This window comes from Streptomyces finlayi, assembly GCF_014216315.1.
In the GTDB taxonomy this organism is placed as follows: Bacteria; Actinomycetota; Actinomycetes; order Streptomycetales; family Streptomycetaceae; genus Streptomyces; species Streptomyces finlayi_A.
Window position 1 is genome coordinate 2850481 of sequence record NZ_CP045702.1, and the last position, 14926, is coordinate 2865406.

General features: G+C 70.9%; 14 protein-coding genes and 2 pseudogenes. 3 read left to right on the forward strand and 13 right to left on the reverse strand.

The annotated features are described in order from the left end of the window. Positions 1 to 139 precede the first annotated feature (139 nt). The 9 genes from F0344_RS12980 to F0344_RS13010 form a co-directional block, all read right to left on the reverse strand. The gene (locus F0344_RS12980) at positions 140 to 1180 is read right to left on the reverse strand and encodes a BMP family lipoprotein (protein ID WP_185298944.1); all 1041 of its coding nucleotides are present in this window, start codon (positions 1178 to 1180) and stop codon (positions 140 to 142) included. A 138-nt stretch (positions 1181 to 1318) separates the two neighbouring features. Beyond that, complete coding sequence (locus F0344_RS12985) at positions 1319 to 2563, reverse strand: amidohydrolase (protein WP_185302658.1); 1245 nt, start codon at positions 2561 to 2563, stop codon at positions 1319 to 1321. A 165-nt stretch (positions 2564 to 2728) separates the two neighbouring features. Further along, positions 2729 to 2938, reverse strand: coding sequence for a hypothetical protein (locus F0344_RS36800; RefSeq protein ID WP_374940151.1), 210 nt, complete (start codon positions 2936 to 2938; stop codon positions 2729 to 2731). Between the two features lie 145 nt (positions 2939 to 3083). Next, positions 3084 to 3281, reverse strand: a complete 198-nt coding sequence (locus F0344_RS12990) for a hypothetical protein (RefSeq protein WP_185298945.1) — start codon at positions 3279 to 3281, stop codon at positions 3084 to 3086. A gap of 125 nt (positions 3282 to 3406) precedes the next feature. Continuing rightward, positions 3407 to 3538, reverse strand: a complete 132-nt coding sequence (locus F0344_RS35720; RefSeq protein WP_258049915.1) for a hypothetical protein — start codon at positions 3536 to 3538, stop codon at positions 3407 to 3409. Between the two features lie 40 nt (positions 3539 to 3578). Continuing rightward, positions 3579 to 4637: a hypothetical protein gene (locus F0344_RS12995; protein ID WP_185298946.1), complete on the reverse strand. Its 1059-nt coding sequence runs from the start codon at positions 4635 to 4637 to the stop codon at positions 3579 to 3581. 10 nt (positions 4638 to 4647) lie between these two features. Then, positions 4648 to 5577 carry an N-acetylneuraminate synthase family protein gene (locus F0344_RS13000; protein ID WP_185298947.1) on the reverse strand — a complete coding sequence of 310 codons (930 nt, stop codon included), beginning with the start codon at positions 5575 to 5577 and terminating at the stop codon, positions 4648 to 4650. A 13-nt stretch (positions 5578 to 5590) separates the two neighbouring features. Beyond that, complete coding sequence (locus F0344_RS13005) at positions 5591 to 6847, reverse strand: acylneuraminate cytidylyltransferase (RefSeq protein WP_185298948.1); 1257 nt, start codon at positions 6845 to 6847, stop codon at positions 5591 to 5593. A gap of 65 nt (positions 6848 to 6912) precedes the next feature. Next, positions 6913 to 8301, reverse strand: a complete 1389-nt coding sequence (locus F0344_RS13010; protein ID WP_185298949.1) for a DUF6716 putative glycosyltransferase — start codon at positions 8299 to 8301, stop codon at positions 6913 to 6915. Positions 8302 to 8514: 213 nt separating this feature from the next. Here F0344_RS13010 and F0344_RS13015 point away from each other — a divergent pair, with 213 nt between their 5' ends. Both F0344_RS13015 and F0344_RS13020 read left to right on the forward strand, forming a co-directional pair. After that, entirely contained in the window at positions 8515 to 9501 is a 987-nt protein-coding gene (locus F0344_RS13015; protein ID WP_185302659.1) for a glycosyltransferase family 2 protein, read from the forward strand. Next, positions 9498 to 10829, forward strand: a complete 1332-nt coding sequence (locus tag F0344_RS13020; protein ID WP_185298950.1) for a polysialyltransferase family glycosyltransferase — start codon at positions 9498 to 9500, stop codon at positions 10827 to 10829. The genes F0344_RS13015 and F0344_RS13020 overlap by 4 nt, the downstream gene beginning before the upstream one ends. 96 nt (positions 10830 to 10925) lie before the next feature. Here F0344_RS13020 and F0344_RS13025 read toward each other — a convergent pair whose 3' ends face one another. From F0344_RS13025 to F0344_RS13035, 3 genes are read right to left on the reverse strand one after another with little or no spacing between them, the layout of a single operon-like run. Beyond that, the gene (locus F0344_RS13025) at positions 10926 to 12008 is read right to left on the reverse strand and encodes an acyltransferase (RefSeq protein WP_185298951.1); all 1083 of its coding nucleotides are present in this window, start codon (positions 12006 to 12008) and stop codon (positions 10926 to 10928) included. Positions 12009 to 12016: 8 nt separating this feature from the next. Next, the gene (locus F0344_RS13030; protein ID WP_185298952.1) at positions 12017 to 13360 is read right to left on the reverse strand and encodes a polysialyltransferase family glycosyltransferase; all 1344 of its coding nucleotides are present in this window, start codon (positions 13358 to 13360) and stop codon (positions 12017 to 12019) included. A 3-nt stretch (positions 13361 to 13363) separates the two neighbouring features. Then, on the reverse strand, positions 13364 to 14329 hold the full coding sequence (locus F0344_RS13035; protein ID WP_185298953.1) for a glycosyltransferase family 2 protein: 966 nt from the start codon (positions 14327 to 14329) through the stop codon (positions 13364 to 13366). A gap of 203 nt (positions 14330 to 14532) precedes the next feature. Between F0344_RS13035 and F0344_RS35725 the strand changes: the two are divergent. Then, positions 14533 to 14646 (forward strand): annotated as a pseudogene (locus tag F0344_RS35725) (MarR family transcriptional regulator); the annotation flags it as partial. 60 nt (positions 14647 to 14706) lie between these two features. Here the strand turns inward: F0344_RS35725 and F0344_RS13040 are convergent. After that, a pseudogene (locus F0344_RS13040) lies at positions 14707 to 14772 on the reverse strand (leucine efflux protein LeuE); the annotation flags it as partial. Positions 14773 to 14926: the final 154 nt, after the last annotated feature.

The window sequence follows — 14926 nt, forward strand, 5'->3', positions numbered from 1 at the left end:
GCGCGTAGCGCCACCGAATCGTTGGACACCTGGCGGCAGGTGGCGGAAGGAACACGCGGGGCGCGCCCTCCGCACGCGAATCGGGGCCCGGAGACGGCGGCCGAAGCCGCTGCACCGGGCCCCGAGTTCAGCGGGCAGGTCAGAGGGTGGTCTTGACCTTGATGGTGCCGTCGACGATCTGCTGCTTCGCCTCGTCGATCTTGGCCTGGACGTCCTTCAGGTGGTCACCCGTGGTCGTCAGGCTGACGCCGTCCTTGGCGAGGGAGTACGCCTGCGTGCCGGTCAGCGGCTTGCCGTCCTTGACGGACTTGGACAGGTCGTAGACGCCGGCGTCGACGTTCTTGACGACCGAGGTCAGGATCGTGGCCGCGTACTTCGACAGGGCCGGGTCCTTGGCCTGGTCGGAGTCGACACCGATGGACCAGGCGCCCGGCTTGCCCGCGACGGCCTCGATGGAACCGGCACCGGAACCGCCGGCGGCGGCGAAGATGACGTCCACGCCCTTGTCGAGCATGCCCTTGGCGGCGGCCTTGCCCTTGTCGGGGCTGCCGAAGCCGGACAGGTCCGAACCCGTGGACAGGTACTGGATCTGCACCTTGGCCTTCGGGTTCGTGTCCACGACGCCCTGCTGGAAGCCCGCGGCGAACTTCTTGATCAGCGGCAGGTCGACGCCGCCGATGAAGCCGATCTGACCGTCCTTGGACTTCAGCGCCGCCGCGACACCGGCGAGGTAGGAGCCCTGCTCCTCGGTGAAGACGATGTTGGCGACGTTCTTCGCCTCGGCGACCGAGTCGACCAGGCCGAAGCTGACGTCCGGGTACTTCGGCGCGATCTTGTCGACGGCGCCCTTGTACGCGAAGCCCACCGCGATCACGGGGTTGAAGCCGCCCTCGGCGAGGGACTGCAGACGCGTCTCGCGGTCGGCAGGGGTCTCACCGCTCTTGGCGGTGAGCTCCTTGGTCTCGGCGTCGAACTCGGCCTTGGCCTTGTCCAGGCCGCGGGCCGCGGAGTCGTTGAACGAGTTGTCGCCACGGCCGCCGACGTCGTAGGCCATGCCGATCTTCATCTGGTCCTTGTCGGAGCCAGTGTCCTCCGTGGAGGAGTCGCCACACGCGGTGGCGGTGAAGGCGAGGGCCGCAGTGACAGAACACGCGACAGCAATCTTGGATACCCGGCGCAAGGGAAGGCTCCTTCAAACCTGACCGAAGCGCCTCTTCCGGCGCTGGTTTCGCCGCGATCGTAACGCGCGTAGATGTCAGATAAGGACCTGTACGGAAGCCGTTATCGGATCGTCGCGAACAGGAGGTGACCTGTCCGGTTACGTGCGGTTGCCGTCGAGCAACGCGGCGGCCGTGAAGAGCTCCACTCCCACCGTGATCGCTTCCTCGTCCGCGTCGAAGTCTCCCCGGTGCAGGTCGAGGCCGCGCGTGTCGCCCGGCGTGCGCACTCCGAGCCGCGCCATGGCGCCCGGGACGTGCTCCAGGTACCAGGAGAAGTCCTCGCCGCCGAGGCTCTGTTCGGTGTCCTCGATCGCATACGAACCGCGCCGTTCCGTCATCGCGGCGGCCAGCAGATCGACCACCGACGCCTCGTTCACGACGGGCGGCACGCCCCGTACGTACTCGATCACGGTCTTGGCCCCGTACATTCCGGCCACCTCGTCGATCGCCGCGTGCACCAGGTCGGGGGCGTCGCGCCAGGCCGCCAGATCCAGGCAGCGAACCGTTCCGGACATCTCGGCGTGTTGCGGGATCACATTGCAGGCGTGCCCCGTCTCCAGCCGTCCCCAGGTGACGGCGAGCCCGGAGCGCGCGTCGGCGCGGCGGGCGAGCAGGGCGGGCACCTCGGTGGCGACCTTCGCGGCGGCGGTGACCAGGTCGGTGGTGAGGTGTGGCCGGGCGGTGTGCCCGCCGGGTCCGTCGAGGAAGACCTCCAGCCGGTCGCAGGCGGAGGTGATCGCCCCTGCCCTGAGCCCGATCCTGCCCACGTCCACCCGCGGATCGCAGTGCACCCCGACGATCCGGCCGACGCCCGCCAGCACTCCGTCCGCGATCGCGTCGGTCGCGCCGCCGGGCAGCACTTCCTCGGCCGGCTGGAAGATCAGCCGGACAGGGTGCGGCAGCAGCCCCTGGCGGTCGAGCCCGGCCAGGACGAGGCCGGCGCCGAGGACGGCGGCGGTGTGGATGTCGTGCCCGCAGGCATGCGCCCGGTCGGGCACGGTCGACCGGTAGGGCACGCCCGCCTTGGTGTCCGGGATCGGCAGCGCGTCGATGTCCGCGCGCAGCGCCAGCATGGGACGTACGCCGTCCCAGGTACCGACGTCGCACATCAGACCGGTGCCGGTGTCCAGCACCTCGGGCGCGAGCCCGGCCGCCTCCAGCCGGGCCTTGATGGCGGCGGTCGTACGGAACTCCTGGTTGCCGAGCTCGGGGTGCATGTGCAGATCGCGCCGGAAGGCGATCAGCTCAAGCCGGAGCTCGTCGGAGAGAGCACCGGGCAGGGCGCCGGGCCGGTCCGCTTCCCCGGGCAGCTCGGCATCGGAGTGGGTCGCGCGGGACTTCAACTGGTTCACCTGTCGAGGGTAGAGCCCCCACCCCCTCAACTGGCCACTGATCAACAAACTTCAACCGCATAGAGGAACAAAAAGTGGCTCGGCGGCGTGTGGCGTGAGATGGGGGTGGGTAAGCTCGTCCGTCAATCTTGACCCCTCGGGCGTTCTGCCCCTCGGCTACTCCTCGCCGAGAATGCGCAAGTCGTGCTCGTCTTTGTAGTACTCGTAGTCCTTGAGATTCAACGTCGCCAGCGGCAGGTCATACGTGAGACAGCATGCGGCGATCCACATGTCGTTGACCGGCTGCGGCTTGCCCGCCTTCCTACCTGCGGCGGACAGCTTGCCCCAGGTCGCGGCAACAGCTTCGTCACCAGGCAGGACAGGTATCCCGGAGAGCCAGTCGGCAAGCTCGGGCGAAGGTGATCAGCGGCTTGCGGCCGATCAAGCGGGTGGCCAGTGGGCCGGTGAGCTTGCCCTTATGGATGAGGGAAGCGACGTCCGTGTCGAGGATGACCGGTTGCATGGCGGCGGCTCAGGCGACGTCGCGCCGACGCTCGGCGTAGATGAAGGCCAGGAACTCCTCGAGCTCCTCGTCGGACTCGAATGTGTCCGCCTTCAGATCATCGAGCGAGGTGATCGGCTGGGTGTTCTTCGCGGCCAGCAGTTCCTCGACGGTCAGTCGCGGCCGGACCGGCGGATAGATCGGATGCCTGGATTCCGCTGCGCTCATGATGAGGACCTCCCCGCTGACGCCGGTCACTGTCTGCCACGACTCATGATACGACCGCGCCCCTGCGCCCGGAGCGGACTTCTCCGCGCCGCCCTCACGGCCGGACCACCGAGTAGAAGCCTCGCTCATGCGGCACCGTCCCACCTGCGCTCCCCCTCCGCCTTCCATACGCCGCGAGTGATGGTCTGGCCCGTCTCGTTGTACGTGTACGACTCCGCGGTCGTGCCCGTCGGGCCGGTCTGGCTGACCGACAGCAAGGCATCGCATGCTGGAGCCCCCCAGCTGACCCCCCTGCTCTCATGCCTCCCCCACCGCCGTGGAAGTGACCCGCCACGGGGCCAGGCGCTGGACGTCCCTGGCCGTCTCCGTGACGCCGCTCAGGAAGCCCTGGGCGCGCGGGGACGCGGAGTCCCGGAGCCATTCCGGGGCGATGTCGCAGACCGCTACCTTCACTCCGGTGCCCACCAGGGCCAGCGGCAGGGTGTGGACCACCGTGGACGGGAAACTCAGGACCGTGTGGCCGATGGGGCCGCGGCGGGCGATGAGCTCCAGCGGGAGGTCCGGGCGGACGATCTCCAGGCCGGTGGCGGCCTCCAGGGCGTGGAGCTTCTCCGCGGACTCCCGGCGGTGCGCGAAGTAGCGGGTGGCGCCGTGGGTACGGGCCAGGGCGAGGACCGCCTCCTGATACGGGACCGGGTCGATCACACCCGTCTCGACCAGGGAGGTGCCGACCAGGTCGGCGCCCTTGGTGATCAGGGGCGGGCCGAAGCGCGCACGGGTCCAGGCGAACTCGTTCGGGGTCACCACGATGCCGGGCGGAGCCTCGACCGGCATCGCGGTGAACACCTCGACCATGTGGGTCGCCGAAGGGGTGAAGCGGCGGCGGGCGGCGGCCGTGACCGGGGCCAGCACCAGTTCGCGCGGGCCCTTGGCTCCACCCCTGCGGTGCCAGCGCACGAGGCGTTCGCCCCGGGCCAGCTGGGCCACGAACTCCATGGTGGCCGTGCCGTCGTCGACCACCGTGAGGCGCCGGGCACGGACCATCGTGAGGAGGAGCTGCACGTAGCGGGAGAACGGGTCGCCGATGACGACGTGCTCGGCCCGGCGGACGAGGCCCGCCAGGGCACGGAGCGTCTTCAGAGGTGCGCCGGCGTCGCCGCGCGCCTCCTGCCATCGGACGGTGACGCCCTCGTCGCGGGCCAGCTCCGCCATCCGGCGCAGCTGACCGCGCGACATCGGGTCGACCGGGGGGAGGACGACGACCGTGGTGGTGGTCGCGTCAGGTCCTCCCCTTGCATGGGTCCACTCCAGGACGTTCAGGAGCTGGACCGGGCTCTCGACGAAGGCGAGGTTCACCGGTCGGCGCTCAGACCGCGACCGGCTCGGCGGCCGTGTCGCTCTCGGCGACGACGCCCGTGACGCGGCGGAGCTTCTTCATCGGGCCGAGCTCCGACTCGTACACCTTCTTGACGCCGTCGCCGAGGGAGGCCTCGATGGTGCGGATGTCGCGGACGAGGCGGGTCAGGCCCTGCGGCTCGACGGACGCGGCCTGGTCGGAGCCCCACATGGCGCGGTCGAGCGTGATGTGGCGCTCGACGAACGCGGCGCCGAGCGCCACGGCGGCCAGCGTGGTCTGGAGGCCCGTCTCGTGGCCGCTGTAGCCGATCGGGACGTTGGGGTACTCCTGCTGGAGGGTGTTGATGACGCGGAGGTTGAGCTCCTCCGCCTTCGCCGGGTACGTCGAGGTGGCGTGGCAGAGCAGGATGTTGTCCGAGCCCAGGACCTCCACCGCGTGGCGGATCTGACGCGGGGTCGACATGCCGGTGGAGAGGATGACCGTGCGGCCGGTCGCGCGCAGGGCGCGCAGCAGCTCGTCGTCGGTGAGGGAGGCGGAGGCCACCTTGTGGGCCGGGACGTCGAACTTCTCGAGGAAGGCGACGGCCTCGGTGTCCCACGGGGAGGCGAACCAGTCGATGCCGCGCTTGGCGCAGTGCTCGGCGATCGTGCGGTACTCGTCCTCGCCGAACTCGACGCGGTGGCGGTAGTCGATGTACGTCATCCGGCCCCAGGGGGTGTCGCGCTCGATGTCCCACTGGTCGCGCGGGGTGCAGATCTCCGGGGTGCGCTTCTGGAACTTGACGGCGTCGCAGCCGGCTTCGGCGGCCACGTCGATCAGCGCGAGGGCGTTGTCGAGGTCACCGTTGTGGTTGATCCCGATCTCACCGGTGATGTAGACGGGGCGGCCGGGGCCCGCGGTGCGGGTGCCGAGCGTGCGCAGACGAGAGGCGTTGCTCATGGTGGTGCGTTCCTTACTTGGTGGGGGTGGAGACGGGGGAGGTGGAGGTGAGGGTGGGGCCGAGGAGCCAGGCCGCGATCTCGCGGATGGCGCCGAAGCCGCCGGGGCTGGTCGTGACGGCGCGCGCCGCGGCGCGTACCGAGTCGTGGGCGCTGGCGACGGCGACGGGCCAGCCCGCCAGGCCGAAGCAGGGCAGGTCGTTGACGTCGTTGCCGACGTAGAGGACGCGCTCGGGGGCGATGGACTGCTCCTCGCACCACCGCTTGAGTGCCTCGTCCTTGCGGTCGATGCCGTGCAGGACGGGGATCTGGAGCTTGCGGGCGCGCGCGGCGACGACCGGGTTCTGTTCCGTGGAGAGGATCAGCAGCGGCAGGCCCGCCTTGCGCATGGCCGCGATGCCCAGCCCGTCGCCCCGGTGGACGGCGACCGTTTCCCGGCCGTCGGAGTCGATGAGCACCCGGTCGTCGGTCTGCGTACCGTCGAAGTCCAGGACGACCGCGTCGATGTCCTCGCGGGTCGGCAGCGGTGACGGGTCCAGGAGCGGCGCGAGGGCGCGGGCGCGGGCCAGGTCGTGCGGGTCGTCGATCTCCAGGACCCGGGCCGGGTCGGTGCGCACCAGCGCGGTGTGGCCGAAGAAGCGGTGGCGGTGGGTACGGAAGCCCGGTACGGCCATGGCGTACGCGGCGCCGGTCTCCAGCAGGTCCTGGGGGCGGTCCTGGCGGCGGGGGCGTACGGCCTTGTCGTGGTTGACGCCGTACGTGTCGTCCTCCACCGCGTGGCCGTCGCGCCACACGAAGCCGTGGAAGGGGGCGACGGTGACGGCCGTGTCGGCGCCCTCGCGGGCGACCGCGGCGGCGACGCCGTCGATGTCCTCGCGGGTGACGAAGGGGCTGGTGCACTGCACCAGGAGCACCACGTCCGCGGTCCGGCCCGGCAGCTCCTCGTACGTGTCGAGGGCGTGCAGGACGGCGGCCTCGCTGGTCGCGGTGTCCCCGGCGATGGCCGGGGGGCGCTGTACGCAGTGGAGCCGGGCGGCTTCGCCGAGTGCGGCCGCCGCTTCCGTGGCCGCTTCCGCGATGGCCGGGTCGTCCGTGGTGACGACGACGTCGGTGACCTCGGTGGAGCCGAGGCACGCGCGGACGGCGCGGGCCACCAGGGGGACGCCGCCCACCTGGGCGAGGTTCTTGGCGGGGACGCCCTTGGAACCACCGCGTGCGGGGATCACAGCGAGCACGGCCGGGGGCGGTGTGCGCGTCGGCTTCGGCGTCATGGAGGCTCCTGAAGTGGTGTTATCGGCAGGGGAGTTCGCGGGTCGCCCGCTGTCGGGCCGCCCGGTCACAGCTCGCCCATCCGGCGGATCACGGGGGCGACGCGCTGGACGCCCTGCCGGTAGGCCCCGCGTGCCGCGTTGCGTACGGTTTCGCGCACCGCTCCCCTGACCCCGCCGGTCTCCCGGGTTGTCACGGCGCCCGGCAACGGGATGCCGTCGGGGCCCAGGTGGTGGCGGGCGAGGATGCCGGGGAGGTATCCGGGAGCGGTGGCGGGCGTGTAGTAGGGGGCCAGGGGCGGGAGTTGCTCCCGCTTCAGCAGGCCGGTGACCACGGACCGGGCGGTGTCGTACGCCTTGGCGTACGTACCGTCGGCGGCGACGCCCTGGCCGGCGAGCCACTCCTCGTCGGGCCGGGGCCGGAAGCCGCCGTCCAGCCGGTCCCAGGACGTGAGGAGTCCGGAACCGATGAAGTGGTGGTTGCCGAGGGTCTCGCGGACGCCGAGGTCGGAGAGGACCGCGGTCGGGATGCGTCGGTGCAGGGATTCGAGCGCGGCGGTCGAGGAGACGGTGACCAGCAGGTCGGTGCGGTCCAGGACCTCGCCCATGTGCCCGTACACCAGCCGGAAGTTGGGCGGCAGTCCGCCCGGGAGCTTCTCCGCCAGCCGCTGGTAGGGCAGCTCCTCGATGTGCGTGGTGTGCTCGCCCGGCTTGGAGCGCAGCTTCAGCAGTACCTCGCGGCGGGGATGCAGCCGGGCGTGCTCGACGAGCCTGCGCAGCAGGTACGTGCGGTCGGCGCGGGATGCCGGTACGGAGGGCTGGGCGGCGAACACGACCGTGTCGCGCCCCTCCTCCGGCCGGTGCGGCGTTCCGCCGAGGAACGGCAGGGCGGCCTCGGTGACGGCCGAGGCGTCGGCGCCCACGCCCTCGTACACCGCGCGGAAACGCTCCGCGTCGTGCCGGGAGTTGGCGAGGACGACGTCCGCGCCGTGCCTCAGGAGGAGTCCGTCCGCGAGCTTCTCGTAGACGACGCCCACGTACCCGGTGACGATCACGGGCCTGCGGGGCAGCTCCAGTGCGGCGAGTCCGTGCAGCATCGCCTGGACGGCGCCGCCGACGAGGGCGAGGATCACGAGGTCGTAGCCCTCGTCCCGCACGGTGTGCAGGAACTCGACCGCCGTGACCTCACGTACGCGAGCGGCCTCGATGCCCACGTCGCCGACCTCGGCGAGCTGCCGGGGCGTGGGCGTGGCCCGGCCGCGCAGCAGCAGTCCGCTGACCTCGACGGGCCGTTCGTGTTCGAGCGACGCGTCGGTGCCGGTGGTGAGGCGGCGCGCGGTGAGCGCGCCCCATTTCCACCGGGTGTCGGAGTCGGCGAGCACGGCTACGCGGAGCGCCGTGCTGCCGTCGGAGGCGGTAACGGCCTCTTCAGCCGTATTGCTGGTACGTGGGGGCACGTCCTAGAAGTTAGGAAGGCATTCCAAGGAGTGGCCCAACGTGGTGGCAACAGATGGTTAACAGCCCACCGACTGTTGGCGAATCCACTCGGGAATGCGCCGTTCCGGGCCTCAAATACCTTCGGAAGCAACCTGGTTCATCATTCCGACATTCTCCGTTCACTCGGTATCCTTGCCGGGGACAGGGCAAATGCCGGGGTCGGCCCTAGCGTGATGCGGGTGGTTAAGCTCTCCGTCATCGTGCCGTTCTTCAACGTGCAGACATACGCGCCCGACACGCTCAGAAGCCTGCGGGCCAATGCCAGGGAGGACTTCGAGTTCGTTCTCGTCGACGACTGTTCGACCGACGGGACCGCGGACATCCTGCGCCGTGCACGGGACGAGATCCCCGGGGTCGTGCTGAGACGGCACGAGCGGAACGAGGGGCTGGCGACGGCCCGGAACACCGGTCTCGACGCGTCGAGGGGTCAGTACGTCACCTTCCTCGACGGCGACGACTGGCTCGCCCCCGGTCACTGTTCCGGCCTGGTCGCCGCCATGGACCGTCTGAACTGCGACTTCCTGCGCACCGACCATGTCCGGTGCGACGGCAAGTCGCGTTCCCTGCGCCGGGTCCCGCACGGTCTGCGGGACGTCCCGATGAGCCCGCGCGAGGCCATCCTCCCGGCCGGCCGCACGACGTCCGTCGACTATCCGTACGCCTGGGCCGGGGTCTACCACCGCCGCCTGGTCGACCGGGGTCTGATCCACTTCACGGCGGGGCTGCGGACCGCCGAGGACCGGCCGTGGATCTGGCGACTGCACCGGGAGGCGGAATCCTTCGCGGCCGTCGGCCTGCTCGGGATCTTCTACCGGCGCGGTGTCGCCAACTCCCTCACACAGACCGGGGATATGCGCCAGCTGGATTTCATTCGCGCCTTCGACCAGGTCATCGAGGAAACCGCGCAGGACCGGGAGGCGGAAACGCTTCTTCCGAAAGCGGTACGCACCTACTGCGCGATCATCTCCCATCATCTGAGCACCATGTCGAGACTTGAACCCGGTGTGGCACGAACACTGCGCTCGATGAGCGCCGCCGCACTGCGCCGAATGCCGCAGGACATACTGGAGGAGACGATCGACTCCATGGGCATCGACAGGGCCTCCCGTCTGCGGCGGCTGCGCCGCCGTCCCACCACGGGCGCGGGTACGGCGGCATGACGACTCAGATCTTCTGCGCGTCCACCCTGCATGGTGCGGCGACGCTGGCCGCCGCCCTCGACGCGGGCTGCTTCCGCCCCGTCCGCCGGCGGATCCTTCTCGTCAGCAACACGGCCGCCGAGCCCGAGGTCAGCCCCTCGCTGGACGAACTGCCGGGCTTCGACGCACTCCGCGACCGCTTCGACGAGGTGCGTTCCTGGAACGCGGCGATCGCGCCGTTCCATCCGTCGGGCTGGTCGCCCCGGCCGGGCGACGCCCCGATGTGGGAGCGCCATCTGCGCCGGCTGTGGGACCTGAGCGACGACGACGTGGAGTTGACCGTCGAATCGGTCGGGGCCTCACAGACCACCGCCGTCACCGGGATCTTCCTGGGCACACCTGTTCATGTGTACGAGGACGGGCTGGCGGGCTACGGACCCGCCGGCAGCAAGCTCGATCCCCTGCTGGGCACGCGGGTGCGCCGCCTTCTGCACCTCGGTCTGGTCCCGGGTGTGAAGCCGTTGCTGCTGACGGAGTTCGGTGTGGCGGCCGAGGTGATTCCGGACGGCGCGTACCGCGCGGTCCTCCGGAAGGTCGGCGCGGCCTCTCCCGCACCGCGGGTGCCCTACCGCGCTCCCGCCCTCCTTCTCGGCGAGCACCTCGCAGGGCTCCCCGGCACCGGCCCGGAGGCCGAGGCGGAACTGTGTCTGAGGATGCTGCGCGGCGCCGTCGAGCGGGGGCACCGCAGCCTCGTTCTCGTACCGCATCCCATGGCGCCCGCCGAAGCACCTGGTCAGCTCAGGGCGGAGGCCGAACGGCTGGGCGCGGAACTGACCGTGCTGGAACCGTGGGCGCCCGGTGCCGCCCCGCTCGCCGAGACGCTGTTCGAGCAGGTGCGGCCCGCGCTCGTCGTCGGCTGCTTCTCCGCCGCGCTCTTCGCAGCACGGCAGTTGTACGGCCTCGACGTGGCGAGCGCGGGCCCGCGCGAGGTACTGGAACGGCTCACCCCGTTCGAGCACGCCGACCGTGTCCCCCTGGTCCTCGCCCATACGCTGCTGGCGGACCTGGAGACCGGGCTCACCCGGGCGCCCCGCGACCCGGACCGGCTCGTCACCGCGCTCGGGTTCGTGATGCAGCCCCGCGTCCAGGCCGGGCTGCGGCCCGCCGCCACCGGGTATCTCGCGGACGGCATCACCCCCGCCGAACAGGGGCTCTTCCCCCGCCGCAGGCTGACGACGCTCGGGCTGCCAGGTGGCCTGCCCGGCAGGCTCGCCGCCCTCTCCCGTAACCCGGTCCTGCGCCGGGCGGCGGGACGCGCACGCCGGCTGGGACGGACCGTCCGGCGCTGAACGTGCGGAAGCCGGGCCCGCTTCGGAACGCGGGCCCGGCTTCCGTGGGTCCGGGCCGGGCTCGCGTGCGTCCCGGCCCCGGCGCCCGTCCGCGTCTCAGCCCAGCAGGCGGGTCAGACCCAGGCGGCCCCAGAGCAGGGCCGCGCCGAACGACAGCAGTGTGGTCGCCGCGACCAGCCCGATGAGAGAGGCCGCTGCCGCGGCCGTTCCCAGCTCATCGGAGACGAACCACCGCGAGAGCGCGGTGAGCACCAGCAGATGGACCAGATACGCGCCGAACGAGGCGTTGCCCAGCCGGACCAGCCGCGGGCGCAGCCGCTCGGGAATCCGCAGCCGGTGCAGCGAGAGCAGCACACCTCCCGTGAACAGGGCGACGAACAGGCTGCCGTACGGGATCGCGTAGTGGATGTCGTGCTGGTACCAGAGCACGCCCCCGAATCCGGCTGCCGCGAGCAGCACCCACGGGGTGCGCCACCGGCCCGTCGCGCCGGCCGGGAGGGCCACCAGCAGCGCGCCCGCCACCGCGTACACGAGCTGGTACGGGGCGAACGTCCAGCCGAGCCGGGGCATGTCCCAGCCCGTCAGCCGGCCCACGTCACCGAGGAGCACCGGGGCAAGCCCGAGACCGAGGAGGGTGGCGCCGAGGCCCCACGGCCGCTTCCCGGACTTCACCATGACGACGAACGCCAGCAGCAGGATGACCGGCACGTACGCGTACAGGTACCAGAGGTGGAACGCGGGCCTGACCGAGCCGAACAGCGCGTCCCGCGCCAGTGCGCTGACCGGCCCGTCGTTCGTGCCGCGCCATCTGCCCCAGGCGAGGTAGACGGCCGTCCAGGCGCCGAGCGGCACGAGGATGCGCACGATCCGCTGCCGCAGCCGCCTGCCGTCCTTCGGCGGGGCGCCGACCAGGATCACCCAGCCGGCGATCGCGAAGAAGACCGGCACGGCGAACCGGCTGGCGGAGTCGCCGGTGATCCCGGCCCAGTACACGCCCGGGCCGCCCGCGGCCGTACGCCCCACGGAGTCCAGGAACGCCGAGCCGGAATGGCAGAGGATCACTCCCACGGAGGCCAGCAGCCGGATCAGGTCGACGTCGTACCGGTGTTCACGCGCGGGCGGCCCGGCCGGAGCCGGGGCTTCCTGGGGCACGGTGGTCAGGGGAACGGTGGATGACATCGACGTCCTCAGAAGCCCAGGCCCGCACGGGTGCGCCGGGCTGTCCTGCGCAGGAGGACCGCTGCGCCCTGGACACTGCCGCCGGGCAGCGACAGCTTTCCGAGGCGGCGGCGCTTGAAGTAGTGCTGCGTGCTGCTGTCCAGCCGCTCCCGCAGCCAGGCCTCGGCCTCGGCGCGCAGCCGGGGATGGAGGCGGGACTGCATGCAGTAGCCGACGGTACGGACCAGCGGGGCCAGGGTGTCCGGTGCGGTGTCGGGCAGGGCGGGCACCCCGTCCGCCGCGTGCAGTTCCAGATCGGGCACGAGGTGGTCGACGATCGTCAGCGGCACGCGGTTGCTGTTCTCGTAAGGCGTGAGACGGTCCAGCAGCGGGCCGGTGCCGACGCGGGCGACGGGAATGCCGTAGTACGCCGCGGCCGTGAGCATCGCGGTGGAGAAGCAGCCGACGACGAGCGTGGGCGCGCAGCGCTCGAAGAGCGTCTCGGCCAGCAGCGGGGTGTTCATCGTGGTGAGCCGGACCCCGGCCTGGGCCGCCGCGGCGTCCAGCGCCTCGGAGTAGCGGGCGGGGGCGGTGGGGTGCGGTTTGAAGAGGACCGAGGTGTGACCGGCGCGGGCCGCGCCCCGCAGCATCCGGATGTGCAGGTCCTCCTCCTCCTCGGCGGTGAGGATGCCGAGGGCGGCGAGATACTGGCCCAGGAGTACGGCGGTGGGTGCCTGGGCCACCACCTCGGTGAGCTGCCGCTCGCCGTCCGCGGACCCGGCGATCTCACCGAGGACCTTGCGCATGGCGTCGGCGGGGACGAGTTCGGGCTCCACGTCGAATTCGGAGAGCAGCATCGGCCTGAGCCCGGGGACCAGGTCGAGGTGCAGGACGCGGCGGATGCGGCAGCCCAGGGAGACCGGCAGCTTGTTGCGGGTCGGCCCGTAGCTCATGAGGCCGTCCGCGTACACGTGCAGGGGGCTCTCGGAGAAGATCGCCGCGAGCGCGCGGGCCGGGTTGACCTGGATGGATTCCAGGGCCAGTTCGACGGGCCCTTCGCCCAGGCCCCAGGCCAGCCGGAAGGCACGCTGCCAGAGCACCGTCTCCTCGGCACGCGGTCCCCAGCCGTTCGGGTGGTACGGGCGGATCGCCTCGTTCCAGCTGATGACGGTGTCGAAGCGGGCGGCGATGCGGTCGTAACCACGCATCTCGTCCAGGCCGGGACTCGTCTCCGGGACCGAGGCGTTGTTGCACACCAGCAGGATGCGGCGGCTGTCCGACGGTGGTCCGAACTGTCCCGCGTCGAGCGCGGCGGCGAGAGTGGCGGCCCCGTACAGGGTCGACACCTGGAAGATCTGGGTGCGCGTGGGCATGGGTCAGACGGCCTTCTGCTTGTCACGCAGGCGCCGGAGCACTGTGCTGCGCTTGGTGTCCATCGTGTTCAGGGTGTCGTCCAGCACCTGCTGGGGCATGCGGTGCAGGGCGCCGGTCGAGGCGAGTCTCAGCCGGCGCGCGGTCGCGGACTCGTAGTCGGTGGACCGCTCGCCGTGGAAGGCGATCAGCGCGCAGTACGTACGGACCGCCTTGGGCAGCAGCAGGTCCGCGTCCCGGTCCTCCAAGAGCTCCCGGAGCAGGGTGTCGTAGGCGGGGAAGAAGTCCAGCTGACGGGAGTCCTTGATCTGGGTCAGGGAGGTGGTCACTCCGCGCCGGTAGAAGATCCCGTAGAGGCCCAGGGCCGCGTAGCTCCGCGCCTTCAGATGCAGCCGCCAGGTCCACAGGCGGTCCTCGGCGGTGCGCAGTTCCGCGTCGAAGCGCATGGCGCCGTCCTCGAAGAGCCGGCGGTGGTACAGCCCGGCCCAGACGAAGGGGTAGTCGACCATCGTCTCCATGTCGGGGTACGCGATCCCGGCCCGCGGGTCGATCGCCTCGTCCCGGATCCGGGCGGGGGCGCGGCGGATGACACGGGTGGTGTCCGTCGACTGGACGTGGTCGTTGCGGACGAAGTCGACGTCGAGTTCCTCGGCGGCACGCAGCAGTTGGGCCAGATGGCCCGGGGCGTACCAGTCGTCGCCGTCGAGGAAGGTGAGGTACTCACCGCTCGCGGCCTCGATCCCGCTGTTGCGCGCGGCCGCGATGCCGACGTTCGTGTCGTGTCTGATGACCCTGGCCTGCGGGAGCCGCGCGGCCCAGCGGTCGATCACGGCTGGTGTCGCGTCCGTGGAGCAGTCGTCGACCAGCAGGAACTCGACATCCGTATCCGTGTTGCGGGCCAGACTTCCCAGGGTGGTGTCGGCGTACGGGGCGACATTGTGGAGCGGTACGACAACGGACAGTTTCGGCACGCCGGCCCTCGCCTTCGATCATGTAGCCGCCCAAGCTAATGAAGGGCGCCGAGGACCGGGTGGCCGTTGATGCGACAGAGGATGAACTCTGGGCGACGCCGGTATGACACCGGGCGGCGGCACCCCTGCCGACGCATTACTCGGGCACCCTGAACCCCTGGACCTCAAGTGCACTTGAGCCTCTAGCTTCTACGGTTCCGGTCATGGACTACTCACACGGTGACGGCGGGACTCGCACGACAGCCCATCGGTCACTGGAGCTGGGCCGCCCACGAAGCCACCGTGACCCACATCCCCGGGCCGCCCTCGCCGAGCACGCGGCTGTCTGCACGTCGGGGGCGGTAAGGCCTGGCACCACCGAGGTCCGCGGAGGACCGGCCGAGGAGCAGGAACGACAGGGCGGGGTAGGCGTAGCCCGGATCGACGAACTGCACGAAGAACGTTCCAAACTCCAACCGTCTGTAGGCTCACGCCCATGACCGCCACGAAGACCGCTCCCGAGTGGACTCCTGAGGAACTGGCCGAGCTGGCCGAACTCCAAGACAAGAGCCAGGCACTACCGGAGGACGCGCCCCGAGGACTCCTCTCAGTGCGACT